The organism is Methanogenium marinum (assembly GCF_028912405.1).
Lineage (GTDB): Archaea > Halobacteriota > Methanomicrobia > Methanomicrobiales > Methanomicrobiaceae > Methanogenium > Methanogenium marinum.
On sequence record NZ_JAKELO010000002.1, the window covers coordinates 88597 to 111579 of the forward strand.

18 protein-coding genes and 1 tRNA gene are annotated in these 22983 nt (G+C 40.7%); 7 read left to right on the forward strand and 12 right to left on the reverse strand.

Annotated elements, in window-relative coordinates:
• Window positions 1-234: 234 nt before the first annotated feature.
• From L0665_RS00790 to L0665_RS00820, 7 genes are all read right to left on the reverse strand, one after another.
• Entirely contained in the window at window positions 235-966 is a 732-nt protein-coding gene (locus L0665_RS00790; protein WP_274923828.1) for a DUF2290 domain-containing protein, read from the reverse strand.
• Window positions 963-3134, reverse strand: a complete 2172-nt coding sequence (locus L0665_RS00795) for a DEAD/DEAH box helicase (protein ID WP_274923829.1) — start codon at window positions 3132-3134, stop codon at window positions 963-965. Before L0665_RS00795 ends, L0665_RS00790 begins: the two co-directional genes overlap by 4 nt.
• Window positions 3135-3416: 282 nt before the next feature.
• Window positions 3417-4313, reverse strand: a complete 897-nt coding sequence (locus tag L0665_RS00800) for a GIY-YIG nuclease family protein (RefSeq protein WP_274923830.1) — start codon at window positions 4311-4313, stop codon at window positions 3417-3419.
• Between the two features lie 293 nt (window positions 4314-4606).
• Window positions 4607-4873: a hypothetical protein gene (locus L0665_RS00805; RefSeq protein WP_274923831.1), complete on the reverse strand. Its 267-nt coding sequence runs from the start codon at window positions 4871-4873 to the stop codon at window positions 4607-4609.
• Between the two features lie 286 nt (window positions 4874-5159).
• Window positions 5160-5244 (reverse strand) — tRNA-Leu (locus tag L0665_RS00810).
• A gap of 503 nt (window positions 5245-5747) precedes the next feature.
• Window positions 5748-6128 (reverse strand): DUF1016 N-terminal domain-containing protein, encoded by a 381-nt coding sequence (locus L0665_RS00815; RefSeq protein ID WP_274923832.1) that lies wholly within the window; start codon window positions 6126-6128, stop codon window positions 5748-5750.
• A gap of 86 nt (window positions 6129-6214) precedes the next feature.
• Window positions 6215-7015, reverse strand: coding sequence for an McrC family protein (locus L0665_RS00820; RefSeq protein WP_274923833.1), 801 nt, complete (start codon window positions 7013-7015; stop codon window positions 6215-6217).
• 288 nt (window positions 7016-7303) lie between these two features.
• Between L0665_RS00820 and L0665_RS00825 the strand changes: the two genes are divergently transcribed.
• The 5 genes from L0665_RS00825 to L0665_RS00840 all read left to right on the forward strand — a co-directional run bounded on the left by L0665_RS00825 (window position 7304) and on the right by L0665_RS00840 (window position 11193).
• Window positions 7304-8125 carry a glycine betaine ABC transporter substrate-binding protein gene (locus L0665_RS00825; RefSeq protein WP_274923834.1) on the forward strand — a complete coding sequence of 274 codons (822 nt, stop codon included), beginning with the start codon at window positions 7304-7306 and terminating at the stop codon, window positions 8123-8125.
• A gap of 284 nt (window positions 8126-8409) precedes the next feature.
• Window positions 8410-8631 carry a type II toxin-antitoxin system HicB family antitoxin gene (locus L0665_RS00830; RefSeq protein WP_274923835.1) on the forward strand — a complete coding sequence of 74 codons (222 nt, stop codon included), beginning with the start codon at window positions 8410-8412 and terminating at the stop codon, window positions 8629-8631.
• 107 nt (window positions 8632-8738) lie between these two features.
• Window positions 8739-8846 carry a type II toxin-antitoxin system HicA family toxin gene (locus L0665_RS10875; protein WP_476738646.1) on the forward strand — a complete coding sequence of 36 codons (108 nt, stop codon included), beginning with the start codon at window positions 8739-8741 and terminating at the stop codon, window positions 8844-8846.
• Window positions 8847-9331: 485 nt separating this feature from the next.
• The gene (locus L0665_RS00835; protein ID WP_274923836.1) at window positions 9332-9592 is read left to right on the forward strand and encodes a hypothetical protein; all 261 of its coding nucleotides are present in this window, start codon (window positions 9332-9334) and stop codon (window positions 9590-9592) included.
• A 275-nt stretch (window positions 9593-9867) separates the two neighbouring features.
• Window positions 9868-11193 carry an ATP-binding protein gene (locus tag L0665_RS00840; protein ID WP_274923837.1) on the forward strand — a complete coding sequence of 442 codons (1326 nt, stop codon included), beginning with the start codon at window positions 9868-9870 and terminating at the stop codon, window positions 11191-11193.
• A gap of 94 nt (window positions 11194-11287) precedes the next feature.
• Here L0665_RS00840 and L0665_RS00845 read toward each other — a convergent pair whose 3' ends face one another.
• The 5 genes from L0665_RS00845 to L0665_RS00865 all read right to left on the reverse strand — a co-directional run bounded on the left by L0665_RS00845 (window position 11288) and on the right by L0665_RS00865 (window position 16193).
• On the reverse strand, window positions 11288-11479 hold the full coding sequence (locus tag L0665_RS00845; protein WP_274923838.1) for a hypothetical protein: 192 nt from the start codon (window positions 11477-11479) through the stop codon (window positions 11288-11290).
• A gap of 719 nt (window positions 11480-12198) precedes the next feature.
• Window positions 12199-13125 (reverse strand): CPBP family intramembrane glutamic endopeptidase, encoded by a 927-nt coding sequence (locus L0665_RS00850; RefSeq protein ID WP_274923839.1) that lies wholly within the window; start codon window positions 13123-13125, stop codon window positions 12199-12201.
• Window positions 13126-14195: 1070 nt separating this feature from the next.
• Window positions 14196-15233 (reverse strand): endonuclease NucS domain-containing protein, encoded by a 1038-nt coding sequence (locus tag L0665_RS00855; RefSeq protein ID WP_274923840.1) that lies wholly within the window; start codon window positions 15231-15233, stop codon window positions 14196-14198.
• A gap of 15 nt (window positions 15234-15248) precedes the next feature.
• The gene (locus tag L0665_RS00860) at window positions 15249-15704 is read right to left on the reverse strand and encodes an EVE domain-containing protein (protein WP_274923841.1); all 456 of its coding nucleotides are present in this window, start codon (window positions 15702-15704) and stop codon (window positions 15249-15251) included.
• Window positions 15705-16010: 306 nt separating this feature from the next.
• On the reverse strand, window positions 16011-16193 hold the full coding sequence (locus L0665_RS00865; protein ID WP_274923842.1) for a hypothetical protein: 183 nt from the start codon (window positions 16191-16193) through the stop codon (window positions 16011-16013).
• A gap of 140 nt (window positions 16194-16333) precedes the next feature.
• Between L0665_RS00865 and L0665_RS00870 the strand changes: the two genes are divergently transcribed.
• Window positions 16334-19510, forward strand: coding sequence for a helicase-related protein (locus L0665_RS00870; protein ID WP_274923843.1), 3177 nt, complete (start codon window positions 16334-16336; stop codon window positions 19508-19510).
• Window positions 19503-22967: an Eco57I restriction-modification methylase domain-containing protein gene (locus L0665_RS00875; RefSeq protein ID WP_274923844.1), complete on the forward strand. Its 3465-nt coding sequence runs from the start codon at window positions 19503-19505 to the stop codon at window positions 22965-22967. The genes L0665_RS00870 and L0665_RS00875 overlap by 8 nt, the downstream gene beginning before the upstream one ends.
• Window positions 22968-22983: the final 16 nt, after the last annotated feature.

Here is a 22983-nt window from a genome sequence, read left to right on the forward strand (position 1 = left end):
AAGCCTAAATAGGGTATCCAACTGTTGTTGCCTTTATATTTGGATGATCCCATTTGGTTTTTCCTTTATCATCCGAACGGCCGTTCACCCTTCGGGGCAACGGCCTCCCTTCCTGACCTGCTCACTTGTACGGATGCACCAAACGCTCACGGCCGCTGCGGCGTCCGTCAGCTCCCTGGGGAACCGCCTCCGCGTCACTGCTGCGGCAGTCACGCTCCGGCGGTTTGCTCAAAATTAATAAATTGGGATATTTAAATGAGGCAAATAGTCATAATTATCGCTTATGATTTTTTGAAAGCTGGGATTATTGATTTTTCGTAATTGTCCCTTGTTTTTTGGTTTTCCATCTTGATCAAGTCTCATTAAGTGATATTCTCTTGGATAAAAATGAGCGATTATAAATTCAATAAATTGACGCGGAGATGGGACCACCGTCAATGGAATTCGTGCATCGCCAAATAATCCAATATGCATGTGGCATGAGTGATGGAGAGGGCATTCTGTTTCTTCATTTGAGAAATCAATTCTAAGCCAAGGAACAATGAAATCATCGTGATAAAATGAGTTTTGGGAAAAAGTATCAGAATCTATTAACTCATCCATTATGGTGTCATGAGTGAACGTGAGTTCCAGATCTTCTCCATCTTGGTCCCATTCATCTCCACTTCTTGGGATTGGAGTATTACCATAATATGCAAGCCTAGCTTCTATGAGTGTCGAATTATCTTTTTCAAACTTATAGAATATCTGTATGAACGAACCGTCTTCAATTATTTGAAAAGTATATTGCTTTTTCACTTCTAATAAGTCTAAATCATTTTTGTGCATAATATAAGGCAACATTAATGGAGTGTGATTACGCCATGTTATACTATTATTCTCGCGTATATATTGAGTATTTACGAGAATATTTGACCATTCATTGTATGTGGCAACTAAGGAACTCATTACTTCACTGACATTCATTCTTTCCTAGCCTCTGAAATCTGTGATAATAGCTTTTCAGCTAATTTTGGCTGTTTTTTAATTAGTTCTCCAAATACTTTTGGATTAAGATTTACTAGATCTGACAGTGATTCGGTCCCTTTTAAGATTTCCCGACGTCTCCTCGTAGTTTCAGCGTCCAAATTTCGAATTGAACTCAAATCAGGAAATTTAAATTTAAATTCTGGCTGATCATTTAGGATTTTATTAATTTCAATTTCAGCATCTAACATACCTTGGCCGACGCCGGTTATTCTGACCCAAGCTTTTGAACGTGAAATTGCGGTAAAAGCACGATTGCGGTTTTGTAACTCCTCAACATAATCATAGAGGGCCTCGAAACAGAATATATAAACAATGTATGATTCATTCCCTTTTGCACGAAAAACAGTTGATAATGTTACATTGTCAACTTCTCCAAAAGCACTTACGTCAGATCCCAAACCTGGAATTTTCGAACGAATATTCAGGTCAATTAGTTTCTTCTGAAGAGGGGGTAAATAATGCTTCATATGGATTCCATCCAAACAAATGGCCACTATATGTTCTGGTAATACATTTTCAACCTCTATATCGTGTTTTATAGAAGAAGCGATCCAATCCAATTCTTCATCTTTACCTTTAAAGGTCATTGTCAGTATTTCTGGATTAGATCCATTGTAGATCTCGGTAATTGGAGTTGGACTATTCTCGGGAGGTCGATAAATGGTAATTTCATTACCTTCGACCAATTCTCCTTCTTTAACAATATATCCAAATGAATCCCAAGACTCTTTTGTGCTTAGGATTTGAATTGGTCCATCTGAACTGTATAATCCAAGTCCAATGGCATGCGCCAGCATTAATATTTTATGAGGACATCGGTAGGAACGATGCAGTACAAAATCTTTTTCGATACCCCCTGGGTACGGCTCTCCTTCAAGTGAGACTAGATCATTCCCATCATCATCTATGCCGAAAAGTTTTTTGGGAGATGGAATTTGCTCTCCAGATAAACTCTGAAGTTCGTCATAAACCCAATATATGCAATGGTCAGATTTTGATAGTTTGTAGAGAAGTTGAAAGTATTCGGATTGAAAATCCTGCGCTTCGTCTACCATGATAAAATCATAGTATGGTTCAATATTCTTATTCAAAAGTTGTTTACAGCAGGCGGTGAATGGATGGTCTCGGTCTAATATTCGAGCTTCTTGGAGCTGAATTGGAGTTAGCCCATGTCGCATGCAGGTATCAAAATACACTCCTTGACGTGAATAGCCACCCCATGCATGGCGGATATGCAGATTGTCCCAATCCGGATCAATCTCGCTGTAGAACCTGTAAAATTTTGTAATAAGCGTACGGACTTGGTTATAAAGGCTTTGAGTATTGAATGTAAATAATATTTTTTTCTCAGGATATCTAAGATGTATATTGGCTGCCTTCATTGCCAGTAATACGGTTTTTCCAGTTCCGGCTAGACCACGTATTCTTTGAGGGCCTGGTGCTATTTGCAGGGCAGCCTTGGCCTGTTCTTCATCGAGTAATGCAATATATCTATCAATATATTTGATAGCATCACCAAGTTTATCCGCATCTTTATGGATTAACCCTGATCCTTTCGTTAATGGATGGATACCCTGTGCTATGGATTTTAAGGTTCGCCATTCTTCTTCTTTTAATTCTAAGTCTAATGGGCTTATTATGGGATTTATATTTCCATCTTTCCAGATAATTATTTCATCATTTAATTTATCTGGAAACTTATCTTCAAATTGAGCTTTATTAATGAGTGGGAAAGCAATTGCATGGATTGTTCCGAGTCTATATCTTAAAATACGGTGTTTATCAAATTTTGATTGAAGAGTTACTGCGAAGTCTTCTGCCTCATAAAATGGTGAATCAATCTCATTTCCATTTATTTTCCAAAAATTTTCATCAATTGATTCGATATCTTCCAGTTGCCAAGAGAAGCAGCAAATTATTATTGGATTATGTTTTTTTGTAATAAGTGTAAATTCAGGTGATATTATGGACTCAGTCGTAAAGACAGGGTGTTTGTAGTAACAAACGCCTTCTGTGTCTGGGAATTTCTCCTCAATCCAAGACCAAATCCTTTTTGCTGGTTCATCCGTAGCATACGTTGGGAGAGTAACATTAAGATCTATCATACGTCTAACCATTTTATTCCTTAAATCAAGATGATAATAATCGAGGAGATTTTATCTTCTGAATTTATTGGATATTAGTTAGTATCAATACATAACAAATATCCTTTATTATATGCATTTTTCTTGAAGGGTCTTTTCAATTCTTGAGAGAAGATCTGGAGAAACCATTCGATCGAGATAGTAATACAACCAGATTAAAGAAATCAAGATCAGAATGATTCTGCATAATAGGACTTCGAAAATGGGGAAGAAGGTTTTCTTCAGAGCCGTTATTTCTCTTATTCAAAACTGCCGTTTCGGTGGTCCGCCTGTCCGCTCCACCCAGGCACCAATACAATCATTCTCCCATTCGAACCGCTGGTAATGTTCCGTCATATCTGGACAGAGCACATGTGATACCCGGACTTCTTCGTCCCGGAATGTCTTCACATGAGAGGTCAGGCGGGAACGCAGACTCTTCGTCTCGCCGATGTAGATCACTTCTCCAGATGGGTTCATCATCATGTAGAGGGCGGGCCATTCAGAAAATTTTGTCAGGGATTCTTTCTGCAAGGGCAGTGGTGGCTCCCAGGCAAGACCCATCCAGTTTCCTTCCTCCGGGCTGCCGGTGTTGTGCAGAGGAGAGGACGATGGGCCCGCTGCTGAGTTGATCTCTCCTGCTGGCAGCCGTCCTCCTCGCCTACCCGCTGAACGATTTGTTGACCGGGAATAATGCGGATGAAATCGTCCATGATTGCAGAGGGTGGATGAGCCGTGTTCACACCGGTATTTCCAGAGGAGGTATGCCTCTTGCCCCATCCGGTGTCGTCGTCCGTCACTGCCACCGTGGTTCGGCAACGGGGCAACTGAAACTTCGAAATCACAGCCCTCTGTATCCCGCCATGCCCAGAGGGACTGAGCGGCAGTGTGAGGATCGTTCCACGGCATTTCATCGGGAGAATTGTAGAAAACCCGGAGTTCCCGCATCCTCTGACGGAGTGATCGGCCCGTCTGACCGATGTATGCAAGGATCTTCCCGTCTACTGGTCGGGCCCGGTAGAGCCCCGGCTCTGTTGGGATGCGGGAGAGGTCGCGGTGTTTGTTTTCCAGGGGGACCCATCTGGTCCAGGAGAGACCGCCCCAGGATGGCGTGAGGTATGACGGGGGGATCTGGTCTTCGGAGGGGTTTGCAGTTGTCATGGGTGGTTTCAGGTAATGAAGAGTTGAATGTGATAGGTTAAGAATGGCCCGCCGCTGGAACGTGACTGCCGCAGCAGTGACGTGGAAGCGGTACCTCAGGGAGCTGACAGACGCCGCAGCGGCCGTGAGCGTTTGGTGTATCCGTACAAGGAGGCAGGTAGGGAAGGGAGGCCGTTGCCCCGAAGGGTGAACGGCCGTTTGGATTGAGAAAGAGGGTGATTGATTTAGATTTGTTCACATAATGAGATAATTTGAGTTCTGTGTTTGGTAAATTGTTGCAATTTTCTTCATTATTATAAGTCACTAACCAACCCAAGTCCTGCTCCAAATGCTAAATATATTATTCCACTGATAAAATCACCACCCAGAAATTCCCAGCAACCACTCCCAAAGCCGAAAATGTCGCATGGAACCATGATGAATAGAATAATTAGACCATATAATACAAAGAGGCCTCCAATAAAACTCAATAGTCCAGTTATCTTTGCAATAACAAGTAATATGAAACCTATTATGAGAACAAATATATTATTTAATAAAATTAATGTAAGGAAATCCATAATTATTGAATATTCATTAGGTCCAACGATAAATGTGCCGAATCTATATTCTATAGAATTTCTTTAAAGCGCATAGAATTAAGAATTAGCATTGCTCCAGTGTCCTGTTCGGCAGTTATGGAATCTCTTTTTTTTACTATTAGACATTATATAATTAATATTACGATGGGCGAATACAATATTCCAGAAAAATTCAAACATTTTTACTATAAAAATCAGGACAGGGTATCCGAAGATCCCTTGGCTTGAATATTATAGTAATGGACAGAATAGAAAATATGAAAAATGCGAGCGGCAGGATTCGAACCTGCGGACTCCTGCGAGATCGGATCTTAAGTCCGACTCCTTTGGCCAAGCTCGGAAACGCTCGCACAAAAATGTGCATATTCTATTGGTCGCTCTTTTGTTATAGATTTTAAAGTAATCTACTGTCAACAGGTATAAGTAAATCTTAATTCCAGCGCCTTTGACCGGGCCTGGCCAGACTATCCTCGCACATAAGAACCGGGATGCGAAACATAATTCTCCCCGTGATAGTGCTTCGGACCCCCCAAACCCCGTAGGGATGAACCAAATACCCTTTCTCTCATACCCACCATAACAGCTAAACCCAATTCCACAATTTATTAGACATATGTCTAAAAATTTAGACATGCGTAAAAGGAAATCAAACGTGTATGAATCTTTGATTTACTATTGTACCAAGACAAATTGCGGAGCAGGCAGGGCAAAGAGAAGCTGGTAATCGCTTTTCCTTTGCGGTTATAGAAATGGCTCTGAACCTGATGGGTTAAAACATTCCTGCTCCAGTTGTGCTCAATGGTTTTTCTGACATCGAAGAGAGCTTCATCAACCGTATTGCACTTTGAAATAATCACCTGATTGTGTGTCCCCACGGGATCTGTGTCAAAAGGTGCACAGCCTGTGCACCATTTTTATCTCCATTAGCAGGAGGCATACCCTCCGACTCAATTCGGGTACAGCCTGTACCCAAATTTGCAAGTTCCCTGCTGTAAAAGTGATACCAGCGGCGGATATGCTTAAGGTTCCCCCCAGAAAAGCCTTTCATCTCAGGAAATTCCGCCATTAAATTATGACTCGGACGGGCCAGAAAACCGCTTCCCCATGCTGCGGACTTCTGCTTCTCAACACTATCTGCACCAGGCTGCCAGTAGAACTCCGGTAATGCGGTGTTCACCGATACAGCGCCTTTAGCTGTGCCTGACGCAGTCCTGACTTTAAATCCACAAGTCATAGCGTATAGTCCTCATCAAACCGGATGGATTTTGGCAGATTTCAACAGAGACCCAATTTCAATAAATTTTGACACCAGTTTCCAACTCAATTAAAAGCTGCATGAAGAGACGCTGAAAGACTTTCTCTGAATACTGCCCACCCCTCCGGTGTATTCAGATCCGATGATAAAATTACTGATTCAATATACAACGGAATCTTCAGTTCCTCACCGGCAGGACCAACACATTCAAAGAAAAACGTCCCGTACTCCCTGTCATCAATATCCGGATAAAGAAGCACCCCTGCCTTTGCCCGGAGTTTTGTCACATACGCATACATCTGATACATATCCGCCTGCGAGACACCAAATTTACGGTCCTCTTCATCAAGAATCTTGTACTTTGTATCGATCACGAAAACGGTTTTATTCTGCCTGATTACCATATCAGGAATCAGCCGAAAAACACCACCGGAATGTTCCTTTGTGGCAAGGTTTCCAATATATTTCTGTGGTTGAATTTCAGGATTGCAGTGAAAGAAATATCGGGGGTCACTCTGCAGCACAACGGCGATAAACTCCTCAAAGAGCGTATCCATCGGTATCATGAGTGAGAATGATTCCACTTCGGATGCCTGCAGGGTAAGTGTTGAATGAGAGAGAAATATCCGGCAGAATCTGATGAAAGGTTCATACATACGGTTGAGACGATTGAAGACGATACGATCTATGTCAACGACTCTTACCGGCTCTGATTCAACCTCGTCAAGAGAGTTTACTACCGAACGAAGAAGACGGATTGTCTCAAAATTCTGCTGCTGGCTGCATTGCCCACAATTATGGCAGGTGTTAGCCAGTACATCCCATCGCCATCCCGATATGCCCCTCCTCCCTGTATGGCCTGTCACGTGCGAGGTGAGTGCTCCATGGTGGGATGGACTCCACACCACCTTGCTCGTAATCAGATGAGATACTCGTGTAATAAGGGGTCTTTCATGGCAATGGCCTTGTGTGAGGGACTGATTTAGCTCTCTTTATACATGCGCCCTGAAACAGTGATGAAACATATACGTATATAGACTCCAATCATACTTTTTTAATCAATCCAGAATCGTTATCCGACGGTTTTTTGACGAAATGGATGTGTATATTTGCTAAATTTAAAATTGAAAGAAATTTTTCTTGTTTTGTTAGTTTTGCTCAGTGCAATTCTGGTTGTTGGTTGCACAAATAATGCCGCTGAACCCACAAAAGAGGTGTCCATTGGCTATATTCTCTGGGATACGGAGATTGCAAGTGTCAATGTATTAAAGAACGTATATGAGCAGGCGGGCTACGATGTCGAACTCGATGCCGTTGATGTTGGTCCTCTGTACCAGGCACTTTCTGATGGGAAGGTTGACATGACCATCTCGTCATGGATGCCTACTGCGCAAGCAAGCTACTGGGATACCTACGGTGACTCGATTGATGATGTTGGTACGAACCTTGATGGAGTAAAGATTGGTCTTGTGGTTCCGTCGTATGTGACCATTGACTCGATAGACGAGTTGAACAGTGTTGCAGACAAGTTTGATAACGAGATCACTGGCGTCGAGCCGGGTGCAGGCATGATGGGACTGACCGAGAAGGCAATTGAGGACTATAATCTTGACTACACACTTCTTGCATCATCGTGCTATGGCATGGAAGCAGAACTCACTGATGCATACGCAAAAGAAGAGTGGATCGTTATCATCGGCTGGACACCCCACTGGATGTTTGTCCGCTATGACCTGAAGTTCCTTGAAGACCCCTGGGGTCTCTATGGTGGTGAGGAGCATCTCGAAAGTCTTGCCCGTCTGGGCTTTAAGGAAGATGATCCTGAGGCATACGCCATTCTTGAGCGTTTCCACTGGACTATTGATGATATGGAATCTGTGTTATTTGCAGTTGAGGACGGCGCAACCCCAGAGGATGCCGCACAGGCATGGATAGATGCAAACCCGGAAACTGTAAACTACTGGATCAACGGTTAATTACCCCAAACCTTTTTTTTAAGATGCCTCCCGCCGGGTGTGCTGTGGGCACTGTCGGAAAATCCAGTTATCATTGATCATCCTTAAGCAGCAATTATTTTTTCAGCTGATTTGAACCGGGATAATCTATTTCGTACTCTCCTGTCTCACTGAAAAATCCGACAGTGCCTTACGAACGGCACCTGTATGAAGTAAGAGAACGCGCAAAACGCGATTTGAATTAGTTATTTCCAAATTACGTCCGTAATTACATAATCAGGACCTGTTTTTTCCTTAGATGTTTGGTGTTTGACTATAATTGCCTGATTGAAAAAGATGAGGACGGCTATTACTATGCTTCTGTCCCTTCCCTGCCGGGATGTTTCACACAGGCAAAATCATATGATGAACTCATAAAACGCCTTACTGAGGCAATAACGTTCTACCTTGAAGCAAACGAACCCCCTGAACCTGATAAAGAGAGGGAGTTTATGGGGGTACAGATAATTGAAATTGGGTTCAGTTAAGGCTAAAGAGGTCATAAAAATACTCGAAAAAACCGGATTTTCGTTTTTTCGATTTCCCGGCAGAAAAGCAGACATATCATCCTTAAAATCAGGACGGAAGAAGCGTTGTGATACCTGTTAATCCTGGAGAAGATCTGGGCAGGGGAATTATACTGCGTGCAATCATTCGGCAGGCAGGTCTTACCCGTGAAGAGTTTCTGAAACGACTGAAGTGACTTTTTTTGCTCTTGCACCTATTTGATAGCCCATTATCACCTGATGTGGCCGGACCACTGCATTTCGTTTTTGATAAATGCCAAATTTGGTATCAGCGGTTTGAATGCCATCAGTGGGTCAAATATCTCAATCGTTCTTCACATCACGATTCCAAAATTTTTCAGTTTCACAATACGGCCCAGATCTTCCATACCCCAAAAAAACAGAATAAAAAAGGGTTGATTCAATTTGGCAGCTTCAGTCTGTAGAATGTCACTGCCTGGCCGTAACTCCACACACAAATAAATTCAGTTCATTTTTCTACCCACATAAAACACCGAAGAGCAATCAATTAATCAATCAATCATCCCGAAAAAAACGAATCCCCACCATTTTCCAGTACAATTCATCCTTTCCCTTTCACCACGCAGACTTCTTCTTTATGCCATTTCCCCACCCTTTTTTTCTTGTGCACAGTGCGTTCCATGCACAGGAAATGATCTCCATGAACGAAATCGAAGAACCAAAAAACCGGTATCTGAATACCAGCCCGGGCCAGCCATCCACACCTGTCCGGGAGAACTGCAGTGCAAAAGAAAAGTGCAAAAACAGTGCAGAAGAACAGAACAAAAGAACAGAACAAAAACCAACTGGTCAAAACCCGGCAGATTCAGTCAACAAAAGAGGTGAGTGCATGCAACCTACAGATACCAAAAACAGAATAAAGAATAGCAACCCCACAACAAGACCATGCACCAACGTATGATACGTTGTATCTAATCCACTTTGGCACAATTATAACCTGTATGGATAGGATATAGGGAAGTGTAGGTATCTTTTTCCGTCTTGTTTTTCATCATCCTTTATAAAAGAGAATTCCCATAATCGAAAGGGAGGCGAGTGTTACCCTCTTGTCCGGATGGAGTTCGTCACGGCCATCATGTCTTAAGTTAGAGAAATGTGTACAAAACGCACAAAATACATTGTAAAAATGTGTACCAGACACACATAATATATACTTAATTGTGCAAAGGTCATTTTATGAAACGGTTCATGTACGATACTTTACTCAAATGGAAAGACCGTGGGAATCGTAAACCGATGATTATTGAAGGAATTCGCCAGTGCGGGAAAACATGGATATTAAAGCATTTTGGCGAGGCGGAATTCAAAGATGTCGCTTATTTCAACTTCGAATATGATGACCGGCTGCAAAATATATTCGAAGGCGACCTGAATGCTTCAAGAATTATCAAAGACCTTGGCATTCTGAGGAATAAATCCATCCAGCCCGGAACAACCATCCTCATATTAGACGAAATTCAGATTTGCCCCCGTGCGATAACCTCTCTCAAATATTTCTGCGAAAACCTGCCCGAACTCCACGTTGCTGCCGCCGGTTCCCTGTTGGGAGTAGCTATTGCACAGATGGGGAAAAATGTCTCATTTCCGGTTGGCAAGGTGCAGATGCAAAAGATGTATCCACTTAATTTCCCGGAATTTCTCCTGGCAAAGGATGAAGAACTCCTTTACGAGTACCTGAATAATTTATCCCGGGATGAAGCGGTATCTGCTGCATTTACCGGCAAACTGGAAGAAGCATATCGTGAATACCTGATCACGGGAGGTCTGCCCGAGGTTGTCAGCTCATGGGTACATAACCACGACATCGGACTTGTAGAAACAATACAAAGCGAGATTCTGGGTAGTTATGAAAAAGATTTCGTGAAATATGCATCCAGATCCGAATTTCCAAAACTTACCCTTATTTGGAATGCAATCCCTGCACAGCTTGCAAAGGACAATCATAAATTCATATTCTCCCATGTAAAAAAGGGTTTGCGTGCCCGCGATCTGGAAGACTCTCTGCAATGGCTGATATCAGCAGGGCTCATCTATAAGGTCGAAAAAATCGAGCGGCCCTCTATTCCGGTTACAACATATGCGGACATTACATTCTTCAAGATCTATTTCTCAGATGTGGGACTGTTACGCAGGATGAGCAAATTCCCGGCAGATGTCGTTTTTGACACCTCTTCACTGACCGCCGACATGCGGGGGATTCTAACGGAAAATTTCGTGTTGACAGAACTCGTTGCACGTGATTTCCAAAGACCCTTTTTCTGGAAATCCGGCGGGATTGCCGAAGTTGATTATATCATACAGGAAGGTGTCGATGTTGTTCCAATCGAAGTTAAATCAGCAAAAAGGACTCGTTCAAGAAGTTTTACCGAGTACAGGAAAAAATTCCGCCCGCGTATTGCTGTCCGGACCAGTCGCAATACTATTGCCAGACATTCGGATGAATATGGTGAGGTTCTGGAGATTCCGCTCTATCTTATCTGGAAAATGAAGGCATATTTCTGATGATTTTTCAACCATGGAAGATGTGTCCACACGGGCAGAGTCTGTTGCCGGCCGATGTCGGGGATACAGGGGTTTGTCCCTGTTTTTTATTTTTTTAAAGGGTTGCGTAGTAGTTACGAGCCTCTGACAGGGAAAGGGGTTCATCGTCATCGGCTTCATCCATGAACCTGTCAAGGCCATAGTCTTCGATAAAAGCCTCAATTTTATGAAATGTCTGGATATCAAGGATTACACTCACCGGTTCATTATCATCTGAGACAATATACTGAGGTTTTATATCGAGCACGGTCTTCGTCCTCCTTTTTTCCGTATCTATGAGTAAGACACCGGGGATTAAAACGTTCTCTCTGGTGGTAATCAGTGAGGGAGAGCTTTCATGGGATGAATTTCATTGTTCTTTTGGAAACGGAGGGTAGTGTTGCAAACGTTCTGTAAAATAGAAGACAACCTGTATCCAACTTAGATTTGGACAAGGAGATACCGGGGAATGATACCATACGAAGGTATTGCAAAATGACTCCAATCGCAATGATCAGGCAATGCAAAACCTCCTCACAAGAGTTCCCGTACCCGGTTATGCAGATGGAGACTCATGAATATCCGGGTCGTGTTGCAGTGAATCTGTTTTTCTCCGGTGAAGCGAGGGCCAAGAACTGTCGAAGAGGATTTGTCCAGATTTGATCCGTTCCGGATGCGGGTCCGGGAAGGTATCAGAAAAGTGTTGAGGGCCGTCACAGAAATTCCTGTGTTAAAGTTATCTGTTTGAAATTTAGAGGGTGGTGCAGCGGGTTTTGATTTTTCTCTTTTTGGAGGAAACTGAGCGAAGTACTGCGGTTAAGGAATATACCATCTCACCGTCTTCAGATGGGAAATAGTAATACTCCGGAATCACAATACTGATTCATTCAACCGTGGCATCAACAGGTGTCACCATACCCACTGATACCACCTGAATTTCCAGGAACATCAACAAAAAACGTCAATTTTTTTGCAAACGACCGGGTTTTAGTATGCATACACTCCTTCATGGTCTTCGGGGAGCTTTCGCCACATCCTGTCTTTTACAATTACGGCAATGGCTGAAATGTTTATCAGAATATAGAACAGGATGGAGTATGGTACTCCTATTACACCGGGGATAAAAAGCACTGTGGAGGTGGTATTTATGGATGTGTGGAATAGGGTGGTCATCAGGAGACTGCCTCTGGAATGATTGTAGATCCATGTAAAAAGGAATGTAACTCCGATATTGAAGTAAAATCTCTCTACGAACCCGTCCATTCCTCCGGGGTATATTCCATTGAGGTGAAGCGGCAGGTGCCAGACTGTCCATAGTATTCCCAGGATAAGTGTCCCGACCAGAGGTGAATAGAGATACTGCAGACGCGGGAGTGCAAAACCTCTCCACCCAATCTCTTCCCGCAACGGCCCGCGAAGCAGGGTTACATACCCTAAGGTGATGATGACCGAGGATGCAACACCCAGGGACAATTGGGGAATGATTTCATTGAGGGATAGTCCGGCATATAGTGTGCAGGCCACTAAGGAGAATATCATTACGGCCGGAATGAAAACAACGGCCATTGCATACCATCTCCAGCCGGTTTTCCAGATATACAGTCTGCCCAACATATTTCGGATCTCTTCACGTCCACAAAGGCCTCCACTTATTATGTAGGCTGCAATAGCGGCGTTGATGACAACCAGAAGGAGCAAGGTGAGAGAGAACGAGGCGGGGTGTATTCCAAGGTACATGATGATCAGAGCTGCGGTTACCACTGCTGCACTCAGGAAGACCGCCAAATATTTTCGGGTGTCGGTTTTCACTATTGTGGGATTTAATACTCTGGACAGGATTATCGCGGCGAATGCAGGGCCTGAACCGCCTATGCCCATCAACAGTATGCAATTCACCGGGTCATCTATGGGCATGAAGAGCGGTATGAAAAATATTGCCCAAGTAATGAGAAACGCCAGAAAGAAATAAGACACTAACTGATGTTTTTTGATATATTCAGAGACAGGAATCAATTAAATCACCATTTTAATAATAACAATAATAATGCGAAAATTGGCACAATTAATAATGGAATTATGCACTTCACCAATAAAAAACCAAGAGATTTGTTTCCACCCCCCATTTTTCTGATAGTATGGTGTGGTAATTTATTGACCGTTCATGTATGATCAGATTGCGAAACCCGGAGACCTACGTGGGGAATGTGAAAGGATATGGGTCTCCGCTGTTTTTCGGAGTGGATGAAAATAATTCACAACCTGGGTGAACACAGCGAGTTCCCGAAATATCGTACGGGGGTTTCACACGCCCTGCGGTATTCATAATAAAAACTCATAATTATTCATGTTTGCCATCACGAGCGCCATAATTGAGAAAATGGAGGGGAAAACGGGCGTTTTTTGTGCACCGTTTTGAACGGGAGAAAAGGCGATTATAATATCGTTTATTTACGGGAATGACGATTCATTGCAGAGTATTAACCAGGCCTGATGAACAGATGTTTTGAGAGGATGTGCAGCATGTCTCCGGGTGAGATAGTGCCGCTGTGGGCGTCTGTGGGGATGGTTATTTCCGGGTGGCGGGCCGTTTTTTGAAGCTATTTATGCATTACTTATGCCTTTACCTGCTTCCTATCCAAACCGAAACTAATTATATTTTTTTACATATCCATTTGGATAAACAATCAATGTTTCTCCATCATTTTCCCAGAATTTACCGCCAGGGTGCTGCGACTGCCAATCTAAATTCAACCAGTAGAGAGGCTTACCATCACTGGTGTGATCTGTGTGGTACGCTATTGAGCTGCAATGATATCGCTTGCAAATATAATTCGCAACATTCTGTATACCCTGTTTGCTCGAAGCTACCTTCAATTTGGTATAGGCATGCCCACCTTCATTGGAATCATAGGCGAGAATGATACGGTAATATCCTGCCTCACCCGCGGATAAATTTTATTAATGAAAAACAGAGTCAAGAGAGGTTACAGATTTTTTAATCTTTGTAGACCATCAACAAACCTGTTTACTTCCTCTTTTGATTGGAAAGCACCTTCAAATCCGGTCCACATTTCATCAACTGAGTTATTATATGCCCAATCTTTACGGTTTTCAGGAAGAATTTGTTCAATATGTTCTTTATCGCAGTTGCAAAGTATAGCTAGTCTTTTAAGATAAACCTGAAAAACCAAACCACTCATTTCAGTACTGGAAGAAGGAATTAGACTGAAAATCACATTTTTTCCATCCCCAATGACTTTCTTTCCAACGAAAGCAATAGAGGATCGAGTTGTGCGTGACTTATCGAAAAATGGTAAAAGACCTTCAATAAGAGAATCGTAAATCTCCCGCAGCCCCTTTTGATCTGCCATTTCCTCAAGCTCATCCATGCTCAGTTTTCGTTTTCGCTTTAAAGTTTTATTCCGTTCCATATTTGATGATGCCGTCTCTGGATCAATGAGAAAAACCCGTGAAACGTATTCATTTGAATTATTTAACTGAAAATACTGAAATTCTACAACATTTATACCAATGCCATGTGTGTCAGAAAGGTATTTTACAATACGTTCTGTGCTCTCATCAATTTTGGATGCGACAACAAGCATAGTATGTGACATATTCAGTGCATCAGGCAGTTCTTCTTCAAACTTTTTTCTGAATGCTGATTCCAGGGAATCTTTCTCATTCATGTAATCATTTGCCATCGATATGATAGCATCCCTCGAAAGATCCTGTACCCATGAGGCATAATCAAGCACTTGCGCTACAGTGTCCCGCGGAGTTTTATTGCGTTTTAATTCGATTATAACAATGTCACCATTCCGATCTAAGCATAGGAGATCTATGAAAGTGTTGAACTCTGTAGGAACCTGCCGGCCAATGATCAAATACTCATCAGAGAGAATAGAGATGTCTTTCTCAATCCAATCTTCAAGTCGTTCCTCATAATCAAGCGTTGACTGATTTATTTCGGAAAGATCACCGTTTTGAGCAATATTCCATAATTTAATATTATGTGGCATTGGAATGTCTCCTACTTATTTTCTCATTTCGAATGTGCTCATAATTAAATTGAAATCTTCTTCCGGTATCGTCCGCATCGCCTGCCCTCTGATGTGCCCGGACCACTGCGTTTTGTTCTTAATAAATGCCAACTTCGGTATCAGCGGTTTGAACGAAACCGGCGGGTCAAATATCTCAATTGTCTTCAGTTTTATTCGTAGGGGGAATACTTCATCGCCGAGTTTGGGTGGTGCGGTGAAGACCCGCTTTGTATCCTCATAGACCTCAGATGTTATTGCAAAGCATCCTGTGATCGCAGGAGGAAGTGTTGTCTCCTTGTCGATTACCTGCTGGCCGACATAGACGAGGAGAGTGTCACCTATTTTTGCTTTGTGAATCTGGTTGACGTGTCTCTCTGCTACACCCCAGATATGCTGTCTGATGGTGACATCTGAGTTATCACGGTTGGAGATGGCGAGCCAGTGGTTCATAGTATTCTGATTTATTCCGGTTCAAGATAAAGGGGTGATACACCTGCCTCACACATCCAGAAATACTGTTGATACCTATACTTTACCAAGCACCATCATGAACAGATCCTTCTCAATTAGAATATTGTGAACCCAAATTCAAGATGCATTTATTAGAGTAATATTACTGAGATACTGGACTTTAGAACAAAAATAATACAGATTATTCAAAAAATGCAACATAAATATGGTAAGGAACCAGTGAAAATCAGAGAAAAAAGAAGGTTTGAAAATATGAATTTATCTGTTCCTCCCAATTTTTTGAAATTATTTATTGATTTTATACACATTCAGTCCAATCTTGATCTCCTCTGCATCCGGGATAGAGATGTTTCCCTCTGTTGAAGCAATTGAAATAGATTTTCCTGATTTTGACGGCCCAAAATCTTTGGATATATCAACTTTTATTGTCAGAATGGTACCTTCAAGGTTCATATCCACATTTTTCATATTTTTATTTTATACTTTTGAACACATGAATTTTTCTGCTTAGCTTTTGCAGTGAGATTAAGCAAACCATGTTTACAGAATAAGGATCAATACATAAGCTATATTATAAAATAAATTACATTTTATTTAGGAGTGTTCTAATGTTTTCTGATCTTACATTTATTACTAATGAAAATGATCAAAGTTTATATAATAGATTTAATACGCTTATAAATAATTCTACATTTTTTGATTGCCTTGTAGGATATTTTTACACAAGTGGTTTTTACAAGGTGTATAAATCTCTTGAAAATACAGAAAAAATCCGCATACTTATAGGAATCAGCACAAATTCCCATACATATAAATTAATAGAAGAATCACAACGGCAGATTTTCCATATACCTGATGGTGAATTAAAAGAAAAATTTTCAGAGAGAATTGTGGAAGAATTTGATGAATCTCCTGATAATCAGAATGTTGAAACCGGCACAAAAAAGTTCATTGAATGGATACGTTCAGGAAAACTGGAAGTTCGTGCTTATCCATCAGAGAAAATTCATGCAAAACTTTACATAATGACCTTTAAAGAAGGGGCTGTTGATAAAGGTCGTGTAATTACTGGTTCAAGCAATTTTACTGAGGCTGGTTTAGAAAAGAATCTTGAGTTTAATGTGGAACTCAAGGATAGCCGGGATCATAAATATGCTCTGTCAATGTTCAACAGGCTTTGGGAAGATTCTGTTGATGTATCAGAGAAATATGTTGAGACAATTAACTCAAAAACGTGGTTAAATGACGAGATTAAGCCCTATGAATTGTACTTAAAATTCCTCTATGAATACTTCAAAGAAAGACTATCACTAGATGGTATGGAACTAGAAGAAGGCTATACTCCAGATAATTTCATGGACTTAAAATATCAGAAAGATGCTGTCCAGGATTCAAAACAGATATTAGAAGAATATGGTGGCGTTTTTATTGCCGATGTTGTTGGTCTTGGAAAAACCTATACAGCAACCCTACTTGCACGGGAACTTGATGGAAGGACTTTGGTCGTTGCACCTCCGGGACTGATTGAAAGAAATAATCCAGGTTCTTGGAATAATGCCTTTGGCGAGTTTGGTGTTCGTCAGGGTGACTTTGAATCAATAGGAAAACTTGATTCAATACTTTCCAATGGTATTGATCGTTATAAAAACGTCATTATTGATGAGTCACATGCATTCAGAAATGAAGAAACACAGAGATACGAAAAACTAGCACAAATATGTAAAGGAAAAAGAGTCATCCTTGTTTCTGCTACACCTCTTAATAACACTCCAAAAGATATTTTAGCACAGATAAAGCTCTTTCAGGATGGCCACAAATCAACTCTTCCCAATCCAGCAGTACGAGATCTTGATGCCTATTTCGGAACACTTCAAAGACGCCTAGATAAGGTTGATCGGAAAAAGAATTCGACAGAATATATCAAAATAATACAGGAAAATTCTGAGGATATCAGGAAAAATGTTCTCGATTATCTGATGGTTCGAAGAACCCGCACGGTAATTGAGAAGTATTACAAGAATGATCTAAAAGTTCAGGGCCTAAAATTCCCAAAAATCGGAGATCCTAGCCCAATTTATTATGCCTTTGATGATGATGTGGAAAATGCATTTGATGATTCATTGAAGATTATCACTGAATCACTCAATTATACCAGATACACCCCTCTTTTGTATCTCAAGAAAATCGATCAAAGAGAGCGTATGGGGCAGATAAATATGGGGAGATTCATGAAAGTTCTCCTCTTAAAACGCCTTGAGAGCAGCCAGTATGCATTTACAATGTCTCTTGGTCGGTTTATTAAGTCATATGAACGATTTATCGAAGAATATGAGAAGGGATATGTCTATGTCAGTCGCGATTATTCACAGAAGATTTTCGAGTTACTTGAAAAAGGGAATTTTGAGATAATTGACCGGTTTATCGAAGAAGACCGGGCTAAAAAATATGCCGCTGACGAATTTGATGATTCTCTTATTGTTGATTTGAAAAGTGATCTCTCTGTTCTCAAGGAAATTAAGGAATTATGGGATCAGATAACGATTGATCCCAAACTTGAAAGATTTAAACAATTACTTAATTCAGATAAAAATCTGAAACGAAGCAAAATACTGGTTTTTACTGAATCAAAGGAAACTGCTAAATACCTTGAGTCGAAGCTTAAGGAGGAGTCATTTTCCAAAGATGGAATCCGATACTTCTCAGGTTCCGGGGGAACAACTACAAGAAATGAGATTATCAATAATTTTGATGCATCTGTTCGAAATCAAAAAGATGATTTCCGGATTCTCGTTACAACAGATGTTCTTTCAGAGGGTATGAATCTTAACCGCTCAAATGTGGTAATAAATTATGATATCCCTTGGAATCCTGTTCGCATGATGCAGAGAGTAGGTCGAATAAACCGTGTTGCAAATGACCTTCCATTCAATACAATTTATACCTATAATTTCTTCCCAACGGGAAATATCGAAGAAGAAATAGGTCTTGAATCTGCAGCTGAGGCAAAAATCGAGGCATTTATTGAGATGCTGGGTGATGATGCCCCACTGCTTTTGGATGAAGAGGTCAAATCTCATGAATCTTTGTTTAGGAAGTTAAATTCAAAGAAAACAATAGTGGGTGAAGAAGAGGATGACAAAGAGCTTGAATACCTCCAAGAGATTCGAAGAATCAGGGATGAGGAAAATGAGCTTTTTGTAAAAATTAAGAGACTTCCCAAAAAAGCACGTTCCTGTAAAAAAACGGAGGAACATAGTGTTATCACCTTTTTCAGGCGCAGTGATTTGAGGAAATTCTATTTAAATAAAGAGGGACTGTCTGAAGAGGTTGATTTTGTTGAAGTTGCAGGGCGTTTACGTTCACCGAAGAATACAAAACGCTATCCCCTCTCTGAGTCTTTTTTCAAAAGACTGGATGAGAATAAACGAGCTTTTGAATCCGTTTTTGAAATTGATTTTATTCCTTCAGGACGCCCAGGAGGCAATACGGCAGAAGCAAAACTTGAGAGACGTTTGCGGGCGATGAATAAAGGCCCACTTGTGGAAGAGGACGAGGAGTATCTTCAGCAGGTGTATGAATTGATCGAGAGAGGGGCCATACCCAAAAATACGATGAAACGCATCTGGCAAAAGATTCAGAATGAAGATAATTCAAATCGAATAATTGGGGCACTAAAAATGAATCTCTCTGATGCAATTTTTAAAGAAACATATTCGGCAGATAAAATTTCAAAACGAGGCAAAAAGGAAGTAATTCTTTCAATGGAGTTGATCAACAATGGATAAAGACCGAGCTGTAAAACTGCTGGATAAGGTTTTCAATGCACCATATTCCCATGAAAATTATGAGGAATTTATTATTCACCTTCTCAATATGAAAAGTGGAAGTATCAAAATACTAAACCAAAATGCAAGAATCGGTCTTGACAATTCATTAAAAGATTTTGTTGAAAGTGTTGACTATTTTGGAAGATATACAGATAATTCCGGGAAAAAAGCTGATATTTTAAGTGTAAAACTGGCACGAGATAGTTCCAAAATCCGAGCACGGGTGAAACAAAGGGATATTATTGCAAAATGGCTAAAAAAATCAGGGAGTAACTGTGCGTTAATTGCCTTCTATGACAATAGCGATGATTGGCGTTTTTCTTTTGTCGAACTTGAATACAAGACAATTCGAAAGGGTGATGGCAGAATCCGTGATATTGAAGAACTGACTCCTGCTAAGAGATTATCATTCCTTGTTGGCAAAAATGAACCAAATCACACGTGCAAAAAGTATCTGCTTGATTTCGTCGTCGAAGATTCAATGGTTTATAGTCTGGATTCAATACGAGATGCCTTTGCTATTGAGAACGTCAGCAAAGAATTCTTTGATGAGTACAGAGGTCTTTTCGAGAAACTTCTCGCTTCCCTAGAAGAAATAAAATCACAAGATGAACTGATACAATCTGAATTTAAAGAAAAGTGCATCACCCCCGGTGAATTTGCAAAGAAGCTACTTGGTCAGATTGTTTTTATTTATTTTTTACAAAAGAAGGGGTGGCTTGGTGTTTCACGAAACGAAAAATGGGGAGCGGGACGAAAAGATTTCCTTCGTGCAGTCTTTGATGGAGAGTTTGGGAGTTATGGCAATTTCTTCAATGATGCATTAGAGCCGCTTTTTTATAATGCATTTGCAGTCAGCGAGCGGGATAATGACTATTATGAAAAATTTGGCTGCCGCATTCCGTTTTTAAATGGTGGTCTTTTTGAACCGATCGGTGGCTATGACTGGGTTAAAACGGATATTACCATTGATAATACCATTTTTGGAAACATCTTTGATACATTCGATGAGTTTAACTTCACGATAAAAGAGGATGAGCCACTTGAAAAAGAGGTTGCAGTCGATCCTGAGATGCTGGGAAAGATCTTTGAAAACCTCCTTGATGATAATCTCCGGAAGGGATATGGTGCATTCTATACCCCACGTGAGATTGTACATTACATGTGTCAGGAATCCCTGGTGAATTATCTTAATGATAATTCAACTGTTGAGCGGAATGTTCTTGATGCTCTTGTCCGTCAGGGAAATGTAATTATTGATATCCCTGGTTTTAGAATTCCTCTCATTAAACACGCAGAAGAACTGGACAAACTTCTGTCAGATATCCGGGTCGTAGATCCAGCGGTAGGTAGTGGTGCATTTCCGGTAGGGATGCTTTCTGAGATTGTAAATGCCCGCCTTGTCTTAGGTGAACTGATAAAAGGCGAGCATCCAAATCCATACCAGCTCAAACGTGATGCTATTGAGAATTCCCTTTATGGAGTTGATATTGATGCTGGTGCAGTTGATATTGCCAAACTGAGGTTCTGGCTCTCACTGGTAATAGATGAGGAGAATGAGGACCACATCGATCCTCTTCCAAATCTTGAACAGAAGATTATGTGCGGAGATTCACTTCTTGAGAGTTTTCATGGAAGAAAGCTCTTCGATGATTCGCTGATTGAAAAGAACGAGGCTGTCAGGACGCAGATTGATGAAATAAATTCTCAAATTTCTGATCTGTATGAAAAAATGAGTGCGGCTGATTTTGGAACAGATACCAGCGAATATCAAACTGAGATCAACACCCTGAAGAAAGAACGGCAGAAATTACAACGTGAACAAAAAGCATCAGGAGATCAGGCAACTGTTCTTCATGGCGGCAATTTTGGCGTTTCAGAGGACAAAAAGCGTCTTCGTGAATTAAAGCAGCTTCAGGATGAATTCTTCAATGAGACGATAAAATCGAGAAAGGAAAAACTTCGAAAGCAGATAGACAATCTTGAATGGAAGTTTATTGAAGATTCCCTGAAGGCTGAGGGACATGGTGAAGCTGCAGTAGAAGAGGTAAAACTACTTCGAAAAAAGAGAAGCAAGCCATTTTTCCTGTGGAGACTGTATTTCAGTGACGTATTCTCTGAGAAGGGTGGTTTTGATATTGTTATCGGAAATCCTCCTTATGTTCAAATTCAAAGTATGGAGGAGGAATATAAAGTTGCCTTGGAAAAAGAGGGATATGAGACCTTTAAAAGAAGAGGTGATCTCTATTGTCTCTTCTATGAGAGGGGATATGAGATATCAAGAGAGGGAGGACAAACCGCATTAATTACGTCCAATAGCTGGATGAGAACCACATATGGTAAAAATTTACGTAATCTGATAAAATTAAAAAATAAACCAACTGTTCTTGTTGATTTTCAAAACAATCAGATGTTTGAGACTGCAACAGTTAGTACAAATATTCTTATGTTTAGCCGGATAGCACAGGATGGAAATTATGAAATGCCCTATACTAATGTAAAGGGTGTTTTGAATGGAGATAATTTCTCAGACTACTTATGCAGAAATATGAATAAAATAAAACTTGATGACTTAAAGGAATCTGGATGGGCACTTGTAGATAAAGAGATACAATGGTTTAAAAACAAGATTGATAGTAGTGGGACGTTCCTAAAAGATTGGAATATCAAGATAAATTATGGAATTAAAACGGGTTTTAATGAGGCATTCATTATTGATCATAATTGCCGAGCAGAATTAATTAAGAAAGACCCAAATTGTGCTGAAATAATCATACCAATAATAACGGGACGAGATATTAATAAATATAAAACAGAATGGGCTGGCAACTACTTAATAAATACTCATAATGGATTTAACGATATTCCCTATATAGATGTAAAAACAGATTATCCAGTAATCTGGACATACCTTAATCAAACCAATGTTGATACATGTGGTAGAGTGGAAAATAGATACGATCAGGGGGTGCACTGGACAAACTTAAGAAGTTGTTCATATTTAGAAGAATTTGAAAAAGAGAAGATTGTTTGGATTGAACTGGCTGATAATGGTCGTTTTACTTATGATGATGGTGGAATGTACTGTGAAGCTACTACTTTTATGATGACTGGTGAGAGCATAAAATATCTCGTCGCTTTGTTGAATTCAAAAGTGATTAATTTTTATTTCAGTATGATATGCCCAACATCAGGCATGGGAACGAACAGATGGAAAAAAGTTTACATTCTTGAGCTTCCTGTTCCAAAAATATCGGAAAGAGATCAGCTCCCATTCATAGAACTTGTCGATACCATTTTGGAAAAGAAAAAGTTAGGAGAGGATACGACCGCTGATGAGGCTGAAATCAATAGGCTTGTGTATGAGTTGTACGGGCTGACTAAGGAGGAGATTGCGATTGTTGAACGTAACTAAATTATTTTTCGGGTAT

Excerpts from the sequence above, each read along its gene's own strand:
- L0665_RS00790 (WP_274923828.1), bottom strand. The coding sequence starts at position 966 with ATGAATGTCAGTGAAGTAATGAGTTCCTTAGTTGCCACATACAATGAA.
- L0665_RS00795 (WP_274923829.1), bottom strand. The coding sequence starts at position 3,134 with ATGATAGATCTTAATGTTACTCTCCCAACGTATGCTACGGATGAACCA.
- L0665_RS00800 (WP_274923830.1), bottom strand. The coding sequence starts at position 4,313 with ATGACAACTGCAAACCCCTCCGAAGACCAGATCCCCCCGTCATACCTC.
- L0665_RS00805 (WP_274923831.1), bottom strand. The coding sequence starts at position 4,873 with ATGGATTTCCTTACATTAATTTTATTAAATAATATATTTGTTCTCATA.
- L0665_RS00815 (WP_274923832.1), bottom strand. The coding sequence starts at position 6,128 with ATGACTTGTGGATTTAAAGTCAGGACTGCGTCAGGCACAGCTAAAGGC.
- L0665_RS00835 (WP_274923836.1), top strand. The coding sequence starts at position 9,332 with ATGAACGAAATCGAAGAACCAAAAAACCGGTATCTGAATACCAGCCCG.
- L0665_RS00840 (WP_274923837.1), top strand. The coding sequence starts at position 9,868 with ATGAAACGGTTCATGTACGATACTTTACTCAAATGGAAAGACCGTGGG.
- L0665_RS00850 (WP_274923839.1), bottom strand. The coding sequence starts at position 13,125 with ATGCCCATAGATGACCCGGTGAATTGCATACTGTTGATGGGCATAGGC.
- L0665_RS00855 (WP_274923840.1), bottom strand. The coding sequence starts at position 15,233 with ATGCCACATAATATTAAATTATGGAATATTGCTCAAAACGGTGATCTT.
- L0665_RS00860 (WP_274923841.1), bottom strand. The coding sequence starts at position 15,704 with ATGAACCACTGGCTCGCCATCTCCAACCGTGATAACTCAGATGTCACC.
- L0665_RS00865 (WP_274923842.1), bottom strand. The coding sequence starts at position 16,193 with ATGAAAAATGTGGATATGAACCTTGAAGGTACCATTCTGACAATAAAA.
- L0665_RS00870 (WP_274923843.1), top strand. The coding sequence starts at position 16,334 with ATGTTTTCTGATCTTACATTTATTACTAATGAAAATGATCAAAGTTTA.
- L0665_RS00875 (WP_274923844.1), top strand. The coding sequence starts at position 19,503 with ATGGATAAAGACCGAGCTGTAAAACTGCTGGATAAGGTTTTCAATGCA.